This window comes from Cohnella herbarum (genome assembly GCF_012849095.1).
Classification (GTDB): domain Bacteria; phylum Bacillota; class Bacilli; order Paenibacillales; family Paenibacillaceae; genus Cohnella; species Cohnella herbarum.
This window is the reverse complement of record NZ_CP051680.1, coordinates 2939478-2957729: the sequence shown is the minus strand read 5'-3', so window position 1 is coordinate 2957729 and position 18252 is coordinate 2939478. Positions and strand designations below refer to the sequence as shown.

12 protein-coding genes are annotated in these 18252 nt (G+C 50.3%); all 12 read left to right on the top strand.

Annotation, left to right across the window (positions count from 1 at the left end; all coding sequences use genetic code 11):
* Nucleotide 1: 1 nt before the first annotated feature.
* Nucleotides 2–1609, top strand: a complete 1608-nt coding sequence (locus tag HH215_RS13120) for a response regulator transcription factor (RefSeq protein WP_169280317.1) — start codon at nucleotides 2–4, stop codon at nucleotides 1607–1609.
* A 202-nt stretch (nucleotides 1610–1811) separates the two neighbouring features.
* Nucleotides 1812–3182 carry an ABC transporter substrate-binding protein gene (locus HH215_RS13115; RefSeq protein WP_254450467.1) on the top strand — a complete coding sequence of 457 codons (1371 nt, stop codon included), beginning with the start codon at nucleotides 1812–1814 and terminating at the stop codon, nucleotides 3180–3182.
* An 82-nt stretch (nucleotides 3183–3264) separates the two neighbouring features.
* Nucleotides 3265–4149: a carbohydrate ABC transporter permease gene (locus HH215_RS13110; RefSeq protein ID WP_169280316.1), complete on the top strand. Its 885-nt coding sequence runs from the start codon at nucleotides 3265–3267 to the stop codon at nucleotides 4147–4149.
* A gap of 89 nt (nucleotides 4150–4238) precedes the next feature.
* Nucleotides 4239–4976, top strand: coding sequence for a carbohydrate ABC transporter permease (locus HH215_RS13105; protein WP_254450466.1), 738 nt, complete (start codon nucleotides 4239–4241; stop codon nucleotides 4974–4976).
* Nucleotides 4977–5347: 371 nt separating this feature from the next.
* Entirely contained in the window at nucleotides 5348–8044 is a 2697-nt protein-coding gene (locus HH215_RS13100) for an RICIN domain-containing protein (RefSeq protein ID WP_169280314.1), read from the top strand.
* Between the two features lie 239 nt (nucleotides 8045–8283).
* A complete protein-coding gene (locus tag HH215_RS13095) occupies nucleotides 8284–9843 on the top strand; it encodes a glycoside hydrolase family 43 protein (protein ID WP_169280313.1) in 1560 nt (519 codons plus the stop codon).
* 240 nt (nucleotides 9844–10083) lie between these two features.
* Nucleotides 10084–11679, top strand: coding sequence for an extracellular solute-binding protein (locus tag HH215_RS13090; RefSeq protein WP_254450572.1), 1596 nt, complete (start codon nucleotides 10084–10086; stop codon nucleotides 11677–11679).
* Nucleotides 11680–11752: 73 nt separating this feature from the next.
* Nucleotides 11753–12655, top strand: coding sequence for an ABC transporter permease (locus tag HH215_RS13085; RefSeq protein WP_169280312.1), 903 nt, complete (start codon nucleotides 11753–11755; stop codon nucleotides 12653–12655).
* Between the two features lie 11 nt (nucleotides 12656–12666).
* Nucleotides 12667–13593, top strand: a complete 927-nt coding sequence (locus HH215_RS13080) for a carbohydrate ABC transporter permease (RefSeq protein ID WP_169280311.1) — start codon at nucleotides 12667–12669, stop codon at nucleotides 13591–13593.
* A 69-nt stretch (nucleotides 13594–13662) separates the two neighbouring features.
* Nucleotides 13663–15432, top strand: a complete 1770-nt coding sequence (locus HH215_RS13075) for a sensor histidine kinase (protein WP_169280310.1) — start codon at nucleotides 13663–13665, stop codon at nucleotides 15430–15432.
* Complete coding sequence (locus HH215_RS13070) at nucleotides 15410–17056, top strand: response regulator transcription factor (protein WP_169280309.1); 1647 nt, start codon at nucleotides 15410–15412, stop codon at nucleotides 17054–17056. Before HH215_RS13075 ends, HH215_RS13070 begins: the two co-directional genes overlap by 23 nt.
* Before the next feature lie 131 nt (nucleotides 17057–17187).
* Nucleotides 17188–18237: an alpha/beta hydrolase gene (locus tag HH215_RS13065; RefSeq protein ID WP_169280308.1), complete on the top strand. Its 1050-nt coding sequence runs from the start codon at nucleotides 17188–17190 to the stop codon at nucleotides 18235–18237.
* Nucleotides 18238–18252 lie beyond the last annotated feature (15 nt).

Below are 18252 nucleotides of genomic sequence, written 5' to 3'. Positions count from 1 at the left end.
CATGTTCAAGGTGTTGATTGTCGATGACGAATATTATTTTCGGCAAGCATTAAAAGTTTCATTGCCTTGGGAGGAGTCCGGCTTTCAAATCGCAGGAGAAGCCAAAAATGGAGAAGAAGCGTTGGCGATATTGTCCGAAATAGAACCGGATGTCGTTCTGGTCGATATAAATATGCCCATAATGGATGGAATAGAGTTCATTCAGAACGCCAAACGGCGGGAGAAGGAAACGAAATTCATCATATTGACCGGTCATAGCGAATTCGTGTATGCCAAACAAGCCATGCAACTAGGCGTAAATAATTATGTGCTCAAGCCGATTAACGAGGAGGATCTTCAAAGCGCCTTACAGGACATCAAAAAGTTGATCCAGAAGGAGCAGTCCGAAAGACTGCAATTGGAAAGTTTGAAAAACCAGGTCAAAGAAAATATACCTGTATTAAAGGATCGACTGTTAAACGGATGGCTTCAGGGCAACGGAACCATAGGAGCGACATCCGTCAAAGAGCGATTGGAGTATTTGGGCATAGACTTGAATTCTCCGTACTTTGCGGTAGTCGTTATCGACATTGATTCGATCGAAAGCGTTGGTTCGGGAGAGAGCAAGCAAATCCTAGCTCTTTCCGTACAAGATATCGCTCAAGAGTATATTCAAAATGCTTATCCGTATGCCTATTATTATGATCACAACGATAGGTTTGTCTTGATTGTTGGCTCTCCTAACGGTTCGTTCGACGATATAGAGGCCCTTTGCGAAGAGATTCGCAAATCGGTCCAACAAAAATTGGCGTTTACGGTGACGGTGGGAGTTGGTAACGGTTACCCGGGCATCGAGTCGATATCGGTTTCTCATAAAGAAGCTTTATTCGCCTTGAAACACCGATTCGTTATGGGAGGCAATCAGGTCATCGTTCATTCGACGATTGCCGAATCGAGAATGAACGTTAGCTTGTTCTCCGTAGAGAAGAGAAGCAGCCTGCTGATGTGCATGCGTATTGGGAACCTTTCCGAAACGGAGGGGTGGCTAACCTCTTTCTTTCAAGATGTTCGCACCAAAAACGCATCCATGGAGATGCTGCTCGTAGCCGGAATTGAAATCCTATCGACTTGCATTGAGTTTTTAGCCGAGGCGTCGCTAAGCCTTGAAGATGTTTTTCAGAATGCAAACCAGCCGGATATGCTGCTGTACATACAACAAATGAACACGCTGAGCCAACTGGAGAGCGGGGTAAGCAACTTGATTCTCAAAGTAATGGCTCATACGCATGGTAGGAAACAGAATAGAGCGGTGAAAGTCATAGACGAGGTTAAGTCGTATATTCGAAGCCATTACAGCAATGAAGAGTTGGGGATTGATGATATCGCCAAGAGCGTGCACATGAACTACAACCATCTATGCTTTGTGTTCAAGAAGGAAACCTCTCTTACAATCAATGACTATCTGACTGAATTTCGAATCGCTAAGGCGAAGGAGCTATTCGATCAAGGAGAGAAGATCATCCAGGTCGTGGCCATTCAAGTGGGGTACGCGGATGCTAATTATTTCAGTAAATGCTTTAAAAAGTACATGGGAATCACCCCTAGCAAGTACGTGGACAATACCCGATAAGCGATCGTAACTATCAGAGGGTAGGATACAAAACAAAATGAGCCGCTATATTTTTGTTGCGTAATCCCCGTTAATTTTCCTTCTAGTCCGAGAATAGTCTCTGTACTAAAATAGTGGGAATTCGTACAATTTACCTAGGTTGATACCGCTTTCAAATTAATCGTGTCAACCGGATACTACTTAAATATTAGGGGGTAAAAGAATGGCAAAGGCGTCAAAGGTAACGGGCATGGTTCTCTTGGCGGGGGTTCTCCTAGTTGCAGCGGCATGCGGCAACGGGAATGAATCAGCGTCGAAACAACCGTCCGAAACAACAACACCTGCCGCGAGCTTGGAGAGCTCGGCAGGGAACACGGAAAGCGTTTCGAACGAAAAGAAAATCAAAATGAGAGTCATTACGATCACGACGGACGAGAATCGCAATAACATTATGGAGAAGTTCATTAAACCGAACATCGCCAGCGCGTTTCCTAACCTTGAAGTCGAATTCGAACCGGGCGGCGGCGGCGAAGATATGGCGAACAAATTGAAAACATTAAACTCTTCGGGCGATATGCCTGACGTATTCTGGAACGACGCTGGCTACTTTACGCCATTGAAAAGCACAGGCAGCATATTGGATTTAACTTCGCACATCACGACAGACGGTTTCTTGGGCAAATATTCGGTGCCTGACGCATTAAAGCATGTTGATGGGAAGATTTACAGTTTATCATCCGGAGCGGACACGTATTTCACGCCGGTCATTTTCTATCACAAAGACATGTTCGAGCAAGCAGGCGTGCAAGTGCCGACAACGTTCGACGAACTAATTCAAATATCGAAAACGCTTAAAAGCAAAGATATGGTCCCTGCAGTTACTCCCGGTAAAGACGGTTGGGGACCGAAGCTCTATATGCTGCAGCAAATGATCCAAATCGGAGACCCGCAAGCGATGTCCGACCTCGTGAGCAACAAGACCGATTTCAACAATCCATCGGTCAAAGCAGGGGTTGCGCGTATCGAGCAACTAGCCAAGGAAGGCGTATTCCCCGATGGAATTGCCAATCTGGACTATGGTCCGGCCATGGAGATGTTTACTTCGAAAAGGGCGGCCATGCTCTGGATGTTCACATGGGAGCTGCCGAATTTGGCGAAAGACGATTCGGTTGATTTCTTCCCGTTCCCGAGCGCGAGCGATAAATACGACCCTACCAAAAACGTACAGTTCTGGGGTTCTCCGTTGAACGGATATGCGGTTAGCGCAAAAACCAAGTATCCCGAAGAAGCGGTCAAGTTGGCCGAGTACCTGGCCATGGCGGATGCGCTGTATTTCGAATCTACCGGAGCGCCGATTTCTTTGAACACGGGTAACCCGGCAATGGATAGAAGTCCTCTTATGCAGAAGTTTGTCGACTGGTATAATCCTATCCCTAACAAGATTGCTTCGTTGGCCCTTAACTCATTAGACGCGCGGACATCGGCAGAGCTGTCGAGCCAAGGAGCTAATTTGTTGACGGGCGAATACGCAACCGATGATTTCATCGCGGCCATGGGCAAGATCTGGAGCGAGAATACGTGGTTCGATAATTAGGCATCCGATTAAACGACAATCCGTATCCCCTCGGAAACTAAACCTGAGGGGACACGAATAAAAACAGACGGTGGAGAGCGCCATGAACAAGTATTTCAGCACAAAGACATCCATATTTGTGTTTGCTTCGCCTGCGTTACTATTGTTTACCGTGTTTTGCGTTTACCCGCTATTGCCGGAAATTTGGATGAGTTTGCAGAAGCATGACGGTTTTAGGAGTATGGGTTTTGTCGGTTTGGAAAATTACAAAGATGTAATCGCTTCTCCCTCTTTCTGGAAGGCTCATAAGAATACTTATCTGATCGTAGGCATTTCATTGTTGCTAGGGATACCCCTTTCCATGATGCTCGCGCTTTTTATGGAAGTTCAAACGCCGAAGCTTCGTCGTTTTTTTAAATCGGCAGCTATGTTTCCCGCTATATTGTCGGTTACGGTCGTATCGCAAATATGGCTGGCGTTCTACGAGCCGAATTGGGGTTTATTTAACTCGATATTGAAATCAATCGGTTTGGAGTCCTGGACCCACTCTTGGTTAACGGAGAAGAAAACCGTGATGCCCAGCATTGGGCTCGTTTTTTTGTGGCAGTATATCGGACTAAACGCCATGTTATTTTATACGGGAATTAAAACGATCCCTAAAAGTTACTATGAAGCAGCTCTGATCGACGGTGCCAATTTTGTTCAGGTCTGCCTAAGAATCACGATACCCTTGCTTCAAAACGTAATCAAATACGTATTAATATTGTCTACCTTGGGCTCCATGGCATTCTATTCGCACGTACGCGTCATGACGGCGGGCGGACCCGGCGATACGTCTAGGACGGTCGTATATCAGATGTACTATACAGCATTCGATACATCCGAATTCGGTAAAGGAACGGCCATTGCTGTTTTCTTTATTGTGGAATGTCTCGTCATCTCCTTTCTCATTCAACGATTCATTGCTAGGGAAAAACTGGAATTCTAAGCGAGGAACTAATCATGAAATATATGAGCCGCATATTTTGGGTAGCTGTGGGTTGCACATTCCTTTTCCCCCTCTACTGGATGATCACGATGTCGCTAAAGTCAAAAAGCGAAGCTTACAGTAATCCATTCGGCATCCCGCAATCCTGGAGATGGGGTAGCTTTGGAGAAGCATTATCCAAGTATAATTATTTTACCTATTTAGAGAATAGCTTGATTTATACATTAGGCACGATCGTTATTACGTTGACGACGGGCAGCATGCTTGCTTATTGCTTAAGCCGAATGCAATGGAAATTTAATACGTCGGTGTTGTTCTATGTATCTATGGGATTAATCGTTCCTATCGAAGTTGTTGTCATTCCTTTATTTCAGTTAATAAAACTATTGCACCTGAAAAATAGTTATTTAGGTCTCATATTGCCGTACTCCGGGTTCGCAATTGCTTCCTGCGTGCTCATGTTATACGCATTCCTTCGTTCTCTGCCCAAGGAATTGGAAGAAGCGGCGTGTATAGACGGAACGAACGTCTATCAGGCATTCTTTAAAATCATATTTCCGATAATCATGCCTGCGCTCGTGACGCAATGCGTTCTCATATTCATTCGCATTTGGAACGAATTTCCGCTTGCCTTCATCGTTGCTTCCAGAGACCAATTCAGGCCGCTGACCGTCGGATTGCTTAGTTTTTTCGTAAACGTCGGCGTTTCCGATTGGGGTCTGATCGGGGCGACAATGTTTCTATCGAGTTTACCGATGATCATCGTATACATGGTCGGCAACGAGAAGATTGAGAACGCGTTAACGGCAGGCGCAATTTTAAAATAATGATCAGAGCATGCTTTGAAAGAGACGCCGCTTGGGCGTCTTTTTTCGTTTTAGAATCGTGATTTCTCTTGCAACGCCAATTTGTAATCTTCCTATAAAATTCCTTCCGACCAGAGAATAATCTCTGTATTAAATTTGAGGAAAATCCTACAATGGCTATGTTACCGCTTACATTGTTAAAAACAACTAGATGGCGGCGCTGAGAAGTTAGGGCGAGAGAATTAAGAACGCTTAACGGGGAAGTGAGCATGAATGGACGGCCCGGACGAAAGGGTCCGTTGATGCAAAGCTACGGAGGGGGGATTAGAGCAAGCTTAATAGGTTTGTATATGCGGTCTGTTTCGAATTTCAATATCCAAGGAGGTAATAATATGTTGTCAAGTATTTGGCGCGAAAGATGGCTGACCTTTGCGGTGGGATTATTAATCACGACATTATTGTTAGCAAGCGTAGCGTTACCTGCTCCGGCATCGGCCGCGACTCAAGCCGAGTATTATGTTTCGCCCGACGGCAATGATGCGAATCCGGGCACGATTGGAGCGCCGTTCAAAACCGTGCAGCGCGCGAGGGACATTGTACGAACGATCAACGGCAGCATGACGGGCGATATCATTGTGTACCTTCGCGGAGGTAACTATCCGGTGACGGGTTCAATCGACTTCGCGCCTAACGACTCCGGTACGAATGGGTATCGCATCCTCTATCAAGCGTATCCGAACGAGACTCCGATCTTGAACGGAGGTGTCCAAGTTACCGGCTGGACTTTGCACGGCGGAAACATCTGGAAAGCGCCGCTAACACGCGGCAACAAGCTGCGCGCGTTGTACGTGAATGACAAAAGGGCGGTGATGGCCGCCAAATCCGTCAGCTCCGCGGGATGTTACGGGACTTACAACGTGACGGCCGGGCAAGCCTCTTGGGCTTGGGAATCGGGTTCCCAGTGCGACGGAGCCAAATACAGTCTGAGCGATTTCCCGGCGATCGCCGCCAATCAAAGCGATATCGAGATCGAAACGCGTACGACTTGGACTACATCCATCGTCGGCGTTCGTCAAGTGACGGTTAACGGATCCAATCGAGTGGCCCTGTTCCAGCAGCCGGGAGCGGCTATAGCCCAGGGAGCATTCAACGGCAACTTCCAAATCAACGGAAGCCACAAGCTTATGAACGCCTACGAATTCCTGGACGCGCCGGGAGAGTTTTTTTTCGATCGTGCCAATCAAACGGTGTATTACTATAAAAGCTCTTCCGAGAACTTGACGACGGCCACGGTGTTCGCGCCAAACAACGTTGAAACGATCCTAAACATTAAGGGCATTTCCACGAGCAACCGCGTTCGTAATCTGACGTTCACGGGCATCACGCTGCTGCATTCCGATTGGAACCTGACCAATGTCGACGGCTCCGCGTACAAGCAGGCTCAACAAGGAAATCTTACGAACAGCGCTTATGCCAAACAAAATTTCCATGTTTATCAATATCGGAATTTGGATGTCATGCCCGGCATTGTCCAAATCTCGAATGCGGACGGCATTCAAATGGAGAGAAATACGGCAAAGCATACCGGCGCCGACGGTATCTCTCTAATCAACGATGTCAAAAACTCTCGGTTGGTCGGCAATTCGATAAGCGATATCGGCGGATCCGCCGTCAATGTGGGTCATCCACAGCACGTCTATATCGGGGATTACACCTCTTCGAACCGTGAGAAATATTCGGCTGGAGAAGAAGGCGTTAGCCAAAATATCGATATCAAAAACAACTATATTTACGACTCCGCGGTATTGTTCAACGGCAGCGCGGCGGTCTCGGGCTATTTTGTGAATATGTTGAATTTCCAGCGAAACGTCATCGAGAAAGCGCCTTGGGCAGGCATTTCCCTCGGCTGGGGCTGGTGGAATTTCAACGGCGCATCCGGTTCGGTGAGCCCGGGCAACCCGACGATGACCGCTCAGAACAACAATATCAGCTACAACCAATTTATCGACACGGTGCAAATCTTGGACGATACCGCCCCGATCTACACGCTCGGCAGCCAGCCGAACACCGTCATTTCCAATAACTATATTCGGGGCGTGCCGGCTGGGCACAAATACGGGATGCATCCGGACGAGGGCTCCGCGTATATCGCCATACAGAATAACGTCTTGAATATTAATTCGGGCGTTACCTGGACGCTGAATTCCGACGATTGGGGCAGCAAGCACGATTTGAACTTCACGCAAAATTACGCGACGGTCAACAAGATTTCCAATTTCAATCTTCCGAACAGCATCATTAACGCCGTCGGCGCTTATTCCGATAACGTATGGCCTATCCAAGCCTATAACATCGCGCTTAACGCCGGCGTGGAAGACGCTTACCGGGATGTTGCGACGGAGTCACGCATGGCCTTGCAGGATTTCGTTCTTCCCGCCAGCGTGTTCGTCGGAGCTTCGGCTACGATCGGCATCCGATCCGCGGGAGACGCGGGCAAATCCGTCTGGCTTGCGCCTTCGGGAATGACGAGCTTCGCGGAGGGCGCCTCCATGACAAGAGCGAACGGGAACGCAACCTCGATCGCCGCTCCTCAGACGGCGGGCAATTACAAATTATACATCGTGGACGCACAGGGGAACCGTTCTTCAGAATCCGCTTCGCTTGTAAGGGTGAGCGGCGGCGGGTCTTCCGCTTACGTCAAGCTTCGCAACGTAGCTACCGGTCTTTATATCGACGGTGCGGGATCCACCAATAATGGCGCCGATACGACCCAATGGGGCTCCAGCAGTTCCAATAATCAACAATGGACGATCGAAACGGCGGGTAGCTACGTGCTGATCAAAAACCGGCAAACCGGTTTGTATCTAGACGGCATGGCGCGAACCGGCAACGGAGACAATTGCGGGCAATGGGCCTACAGCGGCAGCAACAACCAGCAGTGGACCATGGAAACCAGCGGAAGCAACGTTCGGTTCAAAAACCGGCAAACCGGCTTATACTTGGACGGCATTGGCCGTACCGGCAACAACTCGATATTGGGACAGTGGACGGACAGCAACAGCAGCAACCAACAGTGGCAGATTCAGTAATACGGTATTAAAGTCAAGCCAGTGCAGATGTGAAACCTCATCTGCACTGGCTTTTTCATTTGATAGAATGCTCAATTACCGAGAAGCGGAACGTGTCGCTCGATCTCTTGAAATTACCCTATGAGGTGGAAGGTAAAGACCGGGTAACGAAATCAAGATATGCTTCTTGATCTTGCCATATAGACTCGTGCATCATGGGAAAAGACGTACGAAAATACGAAAACCAGGGAGTGAGAGCGGTGAGCGCAATAACGATCATGAACCCCATCCTGTGGGCAGATGTGCCTGACCCCAGCGTTATCCGGACGGGCGAAGTTTTCTACATGGTGAGTACGAGCATGCATTCGATGCCGGGGTGCCCCATTATGAAATCGGTGAATCTGGTCGACTGGGAAGTCGTCCGTTACGTCTTCGATACGATTGAAGATAACGATTCGCACAACTTAATTGACGGGAGAGGTATCTACGGCCAAGGCTCATGGGCGACAAGCTTGCGCTACCATGAGGGACTTTTCTATGTTTGTTTTTCTTGTAACGACACGAAACGATTTTACGTGTATCGAACGACGGATATCGAGAAAGGCCCTTGGGAACGGTCCGTCATCGAAGGTCTCTATCATGATCCGAGCCTGCTATTCGACGATGGCCGAGTCTATGTATTTTACGGTAACGGTGAGATTCGCGTTCGGGAGCTAACTTCGGACGTGATTACATTCAAGGATGGCGGCATAGATCGGCTCCTGTTGGAGACGGCGAAAGACGGGATCGGTTTGAGATGCGAAGGCTGCCATGCCTACAAACGAAACGGGTACTACTATTTGTTCTTCATCGAGTGGCCGAAGACGGGCAATGGACGTCGCAGGCAACTTGTCTACCGTTCGCGGGAGCTTCTGGGACCGTATGAGCATAAAGTCGTTCTCGATGACGATATGGGTTTCGGCAACAATGGAGTCGCGCAAGGAGGTATCATCGAGACACCCTTCGGCGAGTGGTTTGCTGTACTGTTTCAAGATCACGGAGCGGTCGGCCGAATTCCGATCGTCGTGCCCGTCTACTGGGATAACGATTGGCCGGTTTTCGGAATCGGGGGGAGCGTACCGCAGTCGTTCGAGGCTAAGCTACCCGCCTCGCCGGCGCGATCGCTAGTCGCCTGCGATGAGTTCGATTATGCCCAGAATAAGCTGATCTTGAACTGGCAGTGGAATCATAATCCGGACAACCGGCTGTGGTCGGCGACGGCCAGGCCGGGTTGGCTGAGGCTTCACACGGGACGTCTAGCCGAAAGTGTCCTGCAGGCCCGCAACACGCTGACGCAGCGAACGGAAGGACCGGCTTGCGAGGGAACGACATTGCTCGATTCTTCCGGCATGCGTCCCGGAGACCGGGCAGGATTAGTCGCCTTGCAGAACGGCTTCGGCTCCGTGGGTATCCGCGTCGACAAGCGCGGGCAGCGAAGTGTATGCATGTGCGTCAATAACGGAGATGACGGCGAGGAGGTTCTTGAAAGCATCGCGTTCGACAATCGTACGATCTTCCTGAAGATCGTATTCGACTTCGAGCAAGGAGATATCGCCCGATTTTATTATTCGAACGACGGCGTGCAATGGACGGAGATCGGCCAGCCTCTGCATATGAAGTACACGCTTGACCATTTCATGGGCTATCGCATCGGCTTGTACCATTACGCGACTCGGAACGAGGGCGGATTCACGGACTTTGATTTTTTTCGTTACCGGAGAAACGCCGACCTTCATGCGGGGGAGACATCGGTTAAATGGGAAGTCGTCAACGATAGGTAACGATGTAAAAAGATGCACATTGTTGGGAGAAAGTCATTTTTCCTATAATGAAAGCGTAACCAATCGGACGTTCTTCGTCCGAAACGACTTGAAGGGGGAATAGGGTTGAATAACAAGAACGGCAGTAAACGCTCCGCCAAAAGGCTGGCGGTACTGGTCGGAGTGGCATTGGCCGTTACGGCATGCAGCAGCGGCAATAATGAGGAGAGCAAGGGGAGCGAGACGCCAAAATCTAGCGTTGTGAGCTCGTCGCCGGCAGCCCAACCTGCCGCGGCCGATTCTTTCGGCAAGTACGATCCACCGATCGAATTGACGACCGTTCGTAATTTAAACGACGTCGTCGAGAACAACGTACTGTCGGTTCTGAAAGGCGAGACGTTCGAGGACAACCGCTGGACCCGCGTCTACGAGGAACTATTGGGCATCAAGCTGAAATACGACTGGGTCATCAAGGGCGGAGACACCTCGGATCAGTATGTGCAGAAGCTAAACGTCACGCTTGCTTCCGGGGAACTGCCGGACTTCATTACCGTCAATGCGGTACAGCTTAAGCAACTGGCCGAGTCGGACCAACTCGAGGATATGACCGCGTTGTACGAGCAGTATGCTTCGCCGTTTATGAAAGAGGTATTCACTCAAGAAGGTTCGGGTCCGCTCGATGCCGCTACGTTCGACGGCAAGCTAATGGCGATTCCTCAGGTTGAGGCGTCCATCGAGCGATCAATGTACATTTGGATCCGCTCGGATTGGTTGAGCAAGCTGGGCCTTCAGCCTCCGAAGACGATGGCGGATGTCAGGGCGATTTCGAAAGCGTTTGCCGAGAATGATCCGGACGGCAATGGGCAGAAGGATACGTATGGCTTGGGTCTGACCAAAGATGTTTTCGGAGGGGCGATGGGACTGGAAGGCTTTATGGCCGGTTTTAATGCTTATCCGAACATTTGGCTCGAAGATGAGACCGGCAAGCTCGTGTTCGGAAGCATCCAGCCAGAGACGCGCAAAGCGCTGCAGGCGCTTCAGGAAATGCAAAAGAACGGCGAGATAGACAAGGAATTCGGCATCAAGGACGGAGGCAAGGTGTCGGAGCAGATCGCCGCAGGCAAGATCGGCATGGAGTACGGCGAGCAATGGAACTCGATCTGGCCGTTGCAACTCAACAAGAATAACGAAAAGGACGCGCAATGGCAAGCGTTCCCGATCGTATCGGAATCTGGCGAAACACCTAAAGTTCCATTGAAATTCAGCACTACGAAATTTGTTGCCGTGAAGAAGGGAATCCAGCATCCCGAGGCCATTATTAAGCTATTCAACATGCATCTGGAGAAAAATTGGGGGGAAACGGGCGAATTCGACAAGTATTACGCGCCGCCGAACGCAGAGAGCGTATGGCAGCTGTCGCCGGTGACGCCATATCCGCTGAAGAAAAACCTCGACGCATTTCGCGATATCGACGCCGCTCGGAAGGCCGGCGATATGTCGTCATTGAAGGGGGAGGCTAAGACGATTCAGGAGAAGCTGGAGATGTTCTCCTCAGGCTCGGCGGAAGGTTTCGCGCTCTGGGGCTGGGAGCGTATCTACGGTCCGGAGGGCTCCATGGGAATCGCTAACCAGTACGATCAGAACAACCAGTTCCTGATGGACAAGTTCGTGGGCACTCCGACGCCGACGATGGTAGAGCGCAAGACGACGCTGGAGAAAATGCAGAACGAGACGTTCATTAAGATCATTTTAGGTCAACCGATCGAGGAGTTTGACAAGTTCGTTGCGGATTGGAAGAAGCTGGGCGGCGACAAGATCGCTCAGGAAGTCAATGATTGGTATGAATCATTGAAATAAGGGATGGCAGGGGAGCGACCGCCTTCAGGCGTTCGCCCCTGCTTGTTCTAGCTCCAGCGAGAGGAGAGACTAGATGAGAAAACGACGGATGTGGAGGGAACTGCCCCTTCATTTGATGATTTTGCCGGGAATGTTATTTGTTTTGACCTTTTCGTACATCCCGATGGCGGGAATCACGATTGCCTTTCAGAAATTTATTCCGGCCAAGGGGCTATTCGGAGATCAGAAATGGATCGGACTGGACAACTTCAGGTACGTGCTTGATCTACCGAACTTTATCCAGGTGATGTGGAATACGCTTTATATTTCCAGCTTCAAGCTTGTGCTGGGGCTGGCCGTACCGATTATATTCGCAATTTTGCTTAATGAGTTAAAGAATGAGGCAATTAAGCGAAGCGTGCAGACGAGCATTTATTTGCCCTATTTTTTGTCCTGGGTCGTGCTCGGAGGCATCTTGATCGACTTGCTATCCCCCTCGGGAGGACTTGTCAATTCGATAATCAAATCCTTCGGATTGGATCCAATCTTTTTCCTGGGAGACAATAAATGGTTTCCGACAACGCTGATCGCATCGGATATTTGGAAGAACTTCGGCTACGGAACCATTGTCTATATGGCTGCTATCACCGGCATCGACCCCGGTTTGTATGAAGCGGCGACGATCGACGGAGCGAACCGCTGGCGAAAGGCTTGGCATATTACACTGCCGGGAATGAGAATGGTTATTGTGCTGTTGGCGGTGCTCAGTCTGGGACAATTGCTCAACGCCGGCTTCGATCAAGTATTCAATCTGTACAGCCCGCAGGTTTATCAGAGCGGAGACATTCTCGACACGTTCGTATACCGAATCGGCTTGCTGGAAGCTCAGTACGGTGTGGCCACGGCGGTAGGCTTCTTTAAATCTATTGTTTCTCTTGTTTTGATTTCGAGCGCATATTACATTGCTTACCGTGTTGCCAAATACAGAATTTTCTAGGAGGGTTCCCGATGACGGGACGTTCTCTGCAATCGGCGGATCATGCTCCGCCTTCATTCCGACGTACCGGCAAGCGGTTCGATTGGTTTGCGGTTGCCAATTCGGCTTTCTTGCTCGCGGTAGCCTTGATCTGCTTGCTGCCGCTCATTCATATTATCGCCCTGTCGTTTAGTTCAAGCTCGGCCGCATCGGCTGGATATGTCAAGTTCTGGCCGGTCGATTTCACGCTGGCCTCCTATGAATTCACCGCTTCGCGAAGTGCATTCTGGGTGTCCATGCTGACTTCGATCGAAAGAATTGCCATCGGCACTCCGCTTAATCTGCTGCTGACGATTCTCGTCGCTTACCCCTTATCTAAGACAACGGAGCAATTCCGATTTCGACTGGTATATGCTTGGGTGTTTTTCTTGACAATGCTGTTTAACGGCGGTTTGATTCCGTGGTATATTACCATTAAGCAGCTTGGTCTGCTGGACTCGATCTGGGCCTTGGTGCTGCCCGGCGCCGTTCCTGCATTCAGCATCGTGCTGCTTCTCAACTTTTTCCGGGCCGTGCCCAAGGAACTGGAGGAGTCGGCCGTTATCGACGGCGCCGGATCATGGACAACGCTGTGGCGCATCTATGTGCCAATCTCCAAACCCGCCATTGCCACGCTTGCCCTGTTTTCCATGGTTGATCACTGGAACAGTTGGTTTGACGGCCTAATTCTGATGGGAGATCCGTCCCACTATCCGCTGCAAAGCTACATTCAGACAATTGTAGTGCAAATGAATCTTGGATCGATGTCGATGGAGGAATTAAAAAATCTGGCGCGTATTTCCGACAGGACGCTCAAGGCTTCCCAAATCTTCCTTGGCTCTCTGCCGATCATCGCCGTTTATCCATTTCTCCAAAGATTTTTTGTTAAGGGCATTGTGCTTGGAAGCGTAAAAGGCTAAAACGCGGATCGCGCGGAGAGGGAAGACGCGTGGCATCGGCCATGCGTCAATGGAGCGGGGGAGAATGCTATGCGTCGCGAATTTTCCGTTCGCCATACGATCTTTATGCGCCTTGTCGTAACCTTCATGTTGATCATGATTCCTGTCTTTCTGCTTGGAATCTATATATACCAATGGGCGATTCGAACGACGAGCGAAGATATTTCCCGAACGGCCGAGTCGCAAATTGCATTTTATCTTAACGATCTCGAGAACGAAATCGAACGTATGAAGCTGCTGCAGTACGGTCTGCTGGAGGATGGCGATCTGAACAAGCTTGCTATCACGTGGGAGACGATGGGGACCATAGACCGAATGGATAAAATCAATTCGGTCATCAACCGGATCATCGCGATTCAGAACAGCAGTCGCTATATTCGGGATGTCAACGTCCATATCCGTCCGATCGGCAAGACGCTCTCCGCGCTGCTAGGCCCAAGCGAGATCGATGAGGACAAATTCGGGATTTTCGGTTCGGAAGCGATTCGGCAGGGAGCGGGAACACGTCTGATCGACTGGAACGGAGAGCTCTATCTAAGCGCGGCGAGTTCCAGATGGAGCAAGGGAAAACCGCCGCTTTTTATAGTGGAGATCGAGCTGGATCGGCAGCGGTTGAATGAAGCTCTGGAGCAGTTCAACACCTACCCGGATAACGGTTCCCTGTTGGTCTTCGGACAGGGCGGCTACGGGATTAGCAGTGGCGCGAAGGCGATTCAGGACGGCGCTAAGGAAATTATCCGTCAACTGGAACATTTTGCGGAAAGCGGCCCGGATACGTTCTCGCTGAGCGGGCAGAGATACTTCGTCTCTCGAGCCCACTCGGAGCGTCTGGATATGTCTATCTATCGATTAATTAACGATCGGATCGTACGGAAGCCGCTGGAAAGATTCTATCTATTGGCCTGGTTGATTGCCATTGGAGCGTTCGGCATCATTCTCATTTACGCAGTCTCCACCTACAAGTTTATTCATAAGCCGCTTCTTAAGCTGGTCAGAGGATTTCGCCGACTGGAAAACGGCGATCTGGAGCTGACTATCGCGCATCGGACCAACGATGAATTTCAATATATATATACCCGCTTTAATCAGATGGTCGTGAATCTGCGAATGCTGATCGACCAAGCGTACAAGCAAAAAATTCTCACCCAGCGGGCCGAACTGAAGCAGCTGCAATCGCAGATTAATCCGCATTTTTTGTACAATAGCTTCTTTATTTTGAATACGATGGCGAAGACAGGAGATACCGAAAGAATCGAACAGTTCACAACCCAGTTGGGAGAATATTTCCGCTTTGTCACCCGGAACGCATCGGACGAGATCCGGCTCAAGCAGGAAATCCGTCATGCCCGCATGTATACCGAAATTCAGGATATGCGTTTCTACAAGCGCATTCATTCCAGCTTCGATGAATTGCCATCGGAATTCGAAGAGATTCGGGTACCGCGTCTTATCGTCCAGCCCATTATCGAGAACGCTTTCGAACACAGCCTCGAGAAGAAAGCCCGAAACGGCCGAATAGATGTACGCTTTGAACGAGTAGATCGATGGGTTTGCATTATTATCGAAGATAACGGCGAAGGCTTAAGCGACGAGGAAATCTACCGGATTTCCCACAGGCTAGGACACGAGGATTCGGAGACGGAAACGACCGGCATCGTTAACGTCCATCGGCGCATTGTGTTCACCTGCGGAGAGGGCAGCGGGCTGGAAATATCCCGGAGCGGTCTAGGAGGACTTAGGGTAACGATCCGCATTCCGCTGGAGGAGGAGAAATTCAATGTACAGGCTGCTAGCGGTTGACGACGAGGCCATTATCACGGACGGAGTGACCGAGATCATCGGAGGACTGAATATCCCGGGTTTGGACATCTGCAAGGCATACTCGGGTATGGAAGCGCTTGAATGGCTGGACAGCACTCGCGTCGACATCGTGTTGTCGGACATTCGCATGCCGGAGCTGGACGGACTGGAACTGATGGATATTATTCGCGGGAAGTGGCCGCGTTGCCGAATTATATTCCTGACCGGCTATGACGATTTCGAATCCGTCTATAAGGCGATCCAGATTCAAGGGGTGCGGTTCCTGCTTAAGACCGAAGGATACGCCAAGGTGATTGCCGAAGTTCGAGATTCCATTCGCGAATTGGAGGAGGAACTGCGAACCGATCATCTGCTGCGCCAGGCGACGGAACAGCGAAGTACTCTGGAAACGATGGCCCAGGGCGATTATTTCCGCCAATTGCTGATTGGAACGGAGTTCATCGAAGCGGAAGAAAGGGCTGCGGATTTTCGGAATTTATCGATCTGTTTGGATTCCTTCTTGCCCGTTCTTCCCGTTCTGGGCAGCTTTCTGAAGACATCTCCCGGTACCGGTTATACGGTGCGGCAGGAGATGGCGCTTGCCGCCAAATTTCTGGTCGGCCGCTATTTGCAGGATCGAACCAGATGCGTGGGAATCGTTGACAGATACGGAGATCTGCTATGGCTCATCCAACCGCAGAACTCCGACGCGGAACGAATGGAGTCGTACGCAGACGTTGTCCGGTTTCTTGAAGGTACGCTGGAGCTGGCTCAAGAGGCCTGCTCGGAAGCGTTGGGAACGGAGATGGCTTTCACCCTGTCCGGTCATGCTTGCGAATGGAACTTGCTGCCATCGGCATACGATCGCATCAGGCAACTTCAGCATGTCCGCATAGGCGACGGCACGAGCATGGTAATGACCGCCGCCGTAGCGATTCCCCAAGATCCGGCAATGCCCGGCCAACCCAGGGGGACGATTCGCAGCGAGAGGTTCGAGCTGCTCGCCGGGCATCTGGAGAGCGGCCGCAGCGAGGCCTTCCAAGCGCTGATGAAGGAAGTATTCCAGCCTCTCCATCCTAATCACGGAACGGATAAGATCCAGGCTATGGAGCTGTACTATTCGGCGGCGCTCGTCCTGCTCTCCTATATCAATCGGAGGCAATTGGAGGATCTTGTTCCTATCTCAGGACTGATGCAATTCGATGCGCATCCGTCATGGGAGGAAGGGGTCGCGTACTTGGAACGTACGGTAGAGACCTTGTTCGCCCATCGGCGCTGCGGGGAAGGAAGCCGGGCGGCGGGGGCCGTCCAAGAGATCGGCGCATATATCGAGAAGCATCTTGACGAGGATCTTTCGCTCGTTCGCTTATCGAAGCGCTTTCACTTTAATCCGTCCTACCTCTCTCGCGTTTTCAAACAGGAAAGCGGCATGAATCTGTCCGATTTTATCGAAAGAGCCAGATTGAGAAGAGCTAAGGAACTGCTGGGCCGGGAAGGCTTGAGAATCAATGAGATCGGCGCGAAAGTCGGATATGAATCGCCGCACTCCTTTTCGCGCTTTTTTAAGAAGTCGACGGGCACGACCCCTCAGGAATACCGGGACGCGGCAAGGGGACTGGCTTGAATTCGGATGAATCCAGCCCCCTCACACATGCGAATTCGTCGGATCTCGATGAAGTGGGAGACAACAATCGACGATAACAATATGGTATACCCGGAAAATGTTCCAACAAGTCTTAGGAGGGATATTGAACGATGGTGAACGAGAATAAGACGGAAGTTCCGGCTTCGTACATGAAGGCGGCTGCGAGTGGCAAGCAAGGCACAGTCAAGGAAGTTGCTTATCCGGTAAATAACTATATTAACTCGTCGCGCCAGTTCGTGACGGATCGCCGTATCGATCCCGAGGAAGCGGGAAGAGCCATAGTTAGCGGAGAAGCGATTATGAAATCTTGCAGCGTCTATCTCCCAGCGGGTTACGACGAATTCGATCCAAATCTCCGTTACAATGTGTTGTATTTGCTTCACGGTGTAGGCGGAGACCATTATGAGTGGTTATGTGGCAAAGGGATTGAGGGCGGGAATTATATCTTATGCAATATGTTGGACAATCTTATCGCGAGCGGCGATATCGATCCGGTCATCGTTGTTATGCCGAATGGAAGAAGCTCGCATGATTGGACGGATTGTTCGTTTAATTCCGAAGGGACCAACATGCTCGGATTCTACTATTTCGATTATGAGCTGCGGTACGATCTGATCCCGTTCATTGAATCTACATTCAAGACGTATGCGAATATACGAGAGACGTCTCCGGAAGCAGTCGAATACAACCGAATGCATCGGGCAATTGCGGGTCTGTCCATGGGCGGCATGCAGGCATTAAATCTGATCCTTGGCGGTTATCGGTGCGATTCCGCATCTATAACCGGAATGAGGAGTGGCTGGAGCAACGGGCTTGTCGCGACTGTTCCCGCGCGGGGGATGACCGATCTGTTCGCTTACGTAGGTGCCTTCTCTAACGCGCCTACTTCGAGCAGCGGCAAGGTTCTGGGATCGAGCATCGCATTGAGAGGTTACATACTTAAATTGTTATATATGACATGCGGAGATGCCGACGGCATATCGATCGATTGCTATGCGCAATCAATCGACGGACTCGAGGAGGTTGCTGGGGATTACCTCGATGAGTATTACCAAGTCCCGATCAAGGACGGTGTTCATGACTTCAACGTGTGGAACAGCGGAATGTATCATTTTACCCGTCTGTCATTCGGGAACGAGGGAGCGCGCTGTCACGGGTAAAGAACGCTGTTCCCT

Bases quoted from the DNA above. Each gene is read 5' to 3' on its own strand.
- HH215_RS13120 (WP_169280317.1), top strand. From the start codon at position 2: ATGTTCAAGGTGTTGATTGTCGATGACGAATATTATTTTCGGCAAGCA.
- HH215_RS13115 (WP_254450467.1), top strand. From the start codon at position 1,812: ATGGCAAAGGCGTCAAAGGTAACGGGCATGGTTCTCTTGGCGGGGGTT.
- HH215_RS13110 (WP_169280316.1), top strand. From the start codon at position 3,265: ATGAACAAGTATTTCAGCACAAAGACATCCATATTTGTGTTTGCTTCG.
- HH215_RS13105 (WP_254450466.1), top strand. From the start codon at position 4,239: ATGTCGCTAAAGTCAAAAAGCGAAGCTTACAGTAATCCATTCGGCATC.
- HH215_RS13100 (WP_169280314.1), top strand. From the start codon at position 5,348: ATGTTGTCAAGTATTTGGCGCGAAAGATGGCTGACCTTTGCGGTGGGA.
- HH215_RS13085 (WP_169280312.1), top strand. From the start codon at position 11,753: ATGAGAAAACGACGGATGTGGAGGGAACTGCCCCTTCATTTGATGATT.
- HH215_RS13080 (WP_169280311.1), top strand. From the start codon at position 12,667: ATGACGGGACGTTCTCTGCAATCGGCGGATCATGCTCCGCCTTCATTC.
- HH215_RS13075 (WP_169280310.1), top strand. From the start codon at position 13,663: ATGCGTCGCGAATTTTCCGTTCGCCATACGATCTTTATGCGCCTTGTC.
- HH215_RS13070 (WP_169280309.1), top strand. From the start codon at position 15,410: ATGTACAGGCTGCTAGCGGTTGACGACGAGGCCATTATCACGGACGGA.
- HH215_RS13065 (WP_169280308.1), top strand. From the start codon at position 17,188: ATGGTGAACGAGAATAAGACGGAAGTTCCGGCTTCGTACATGAAGGCG.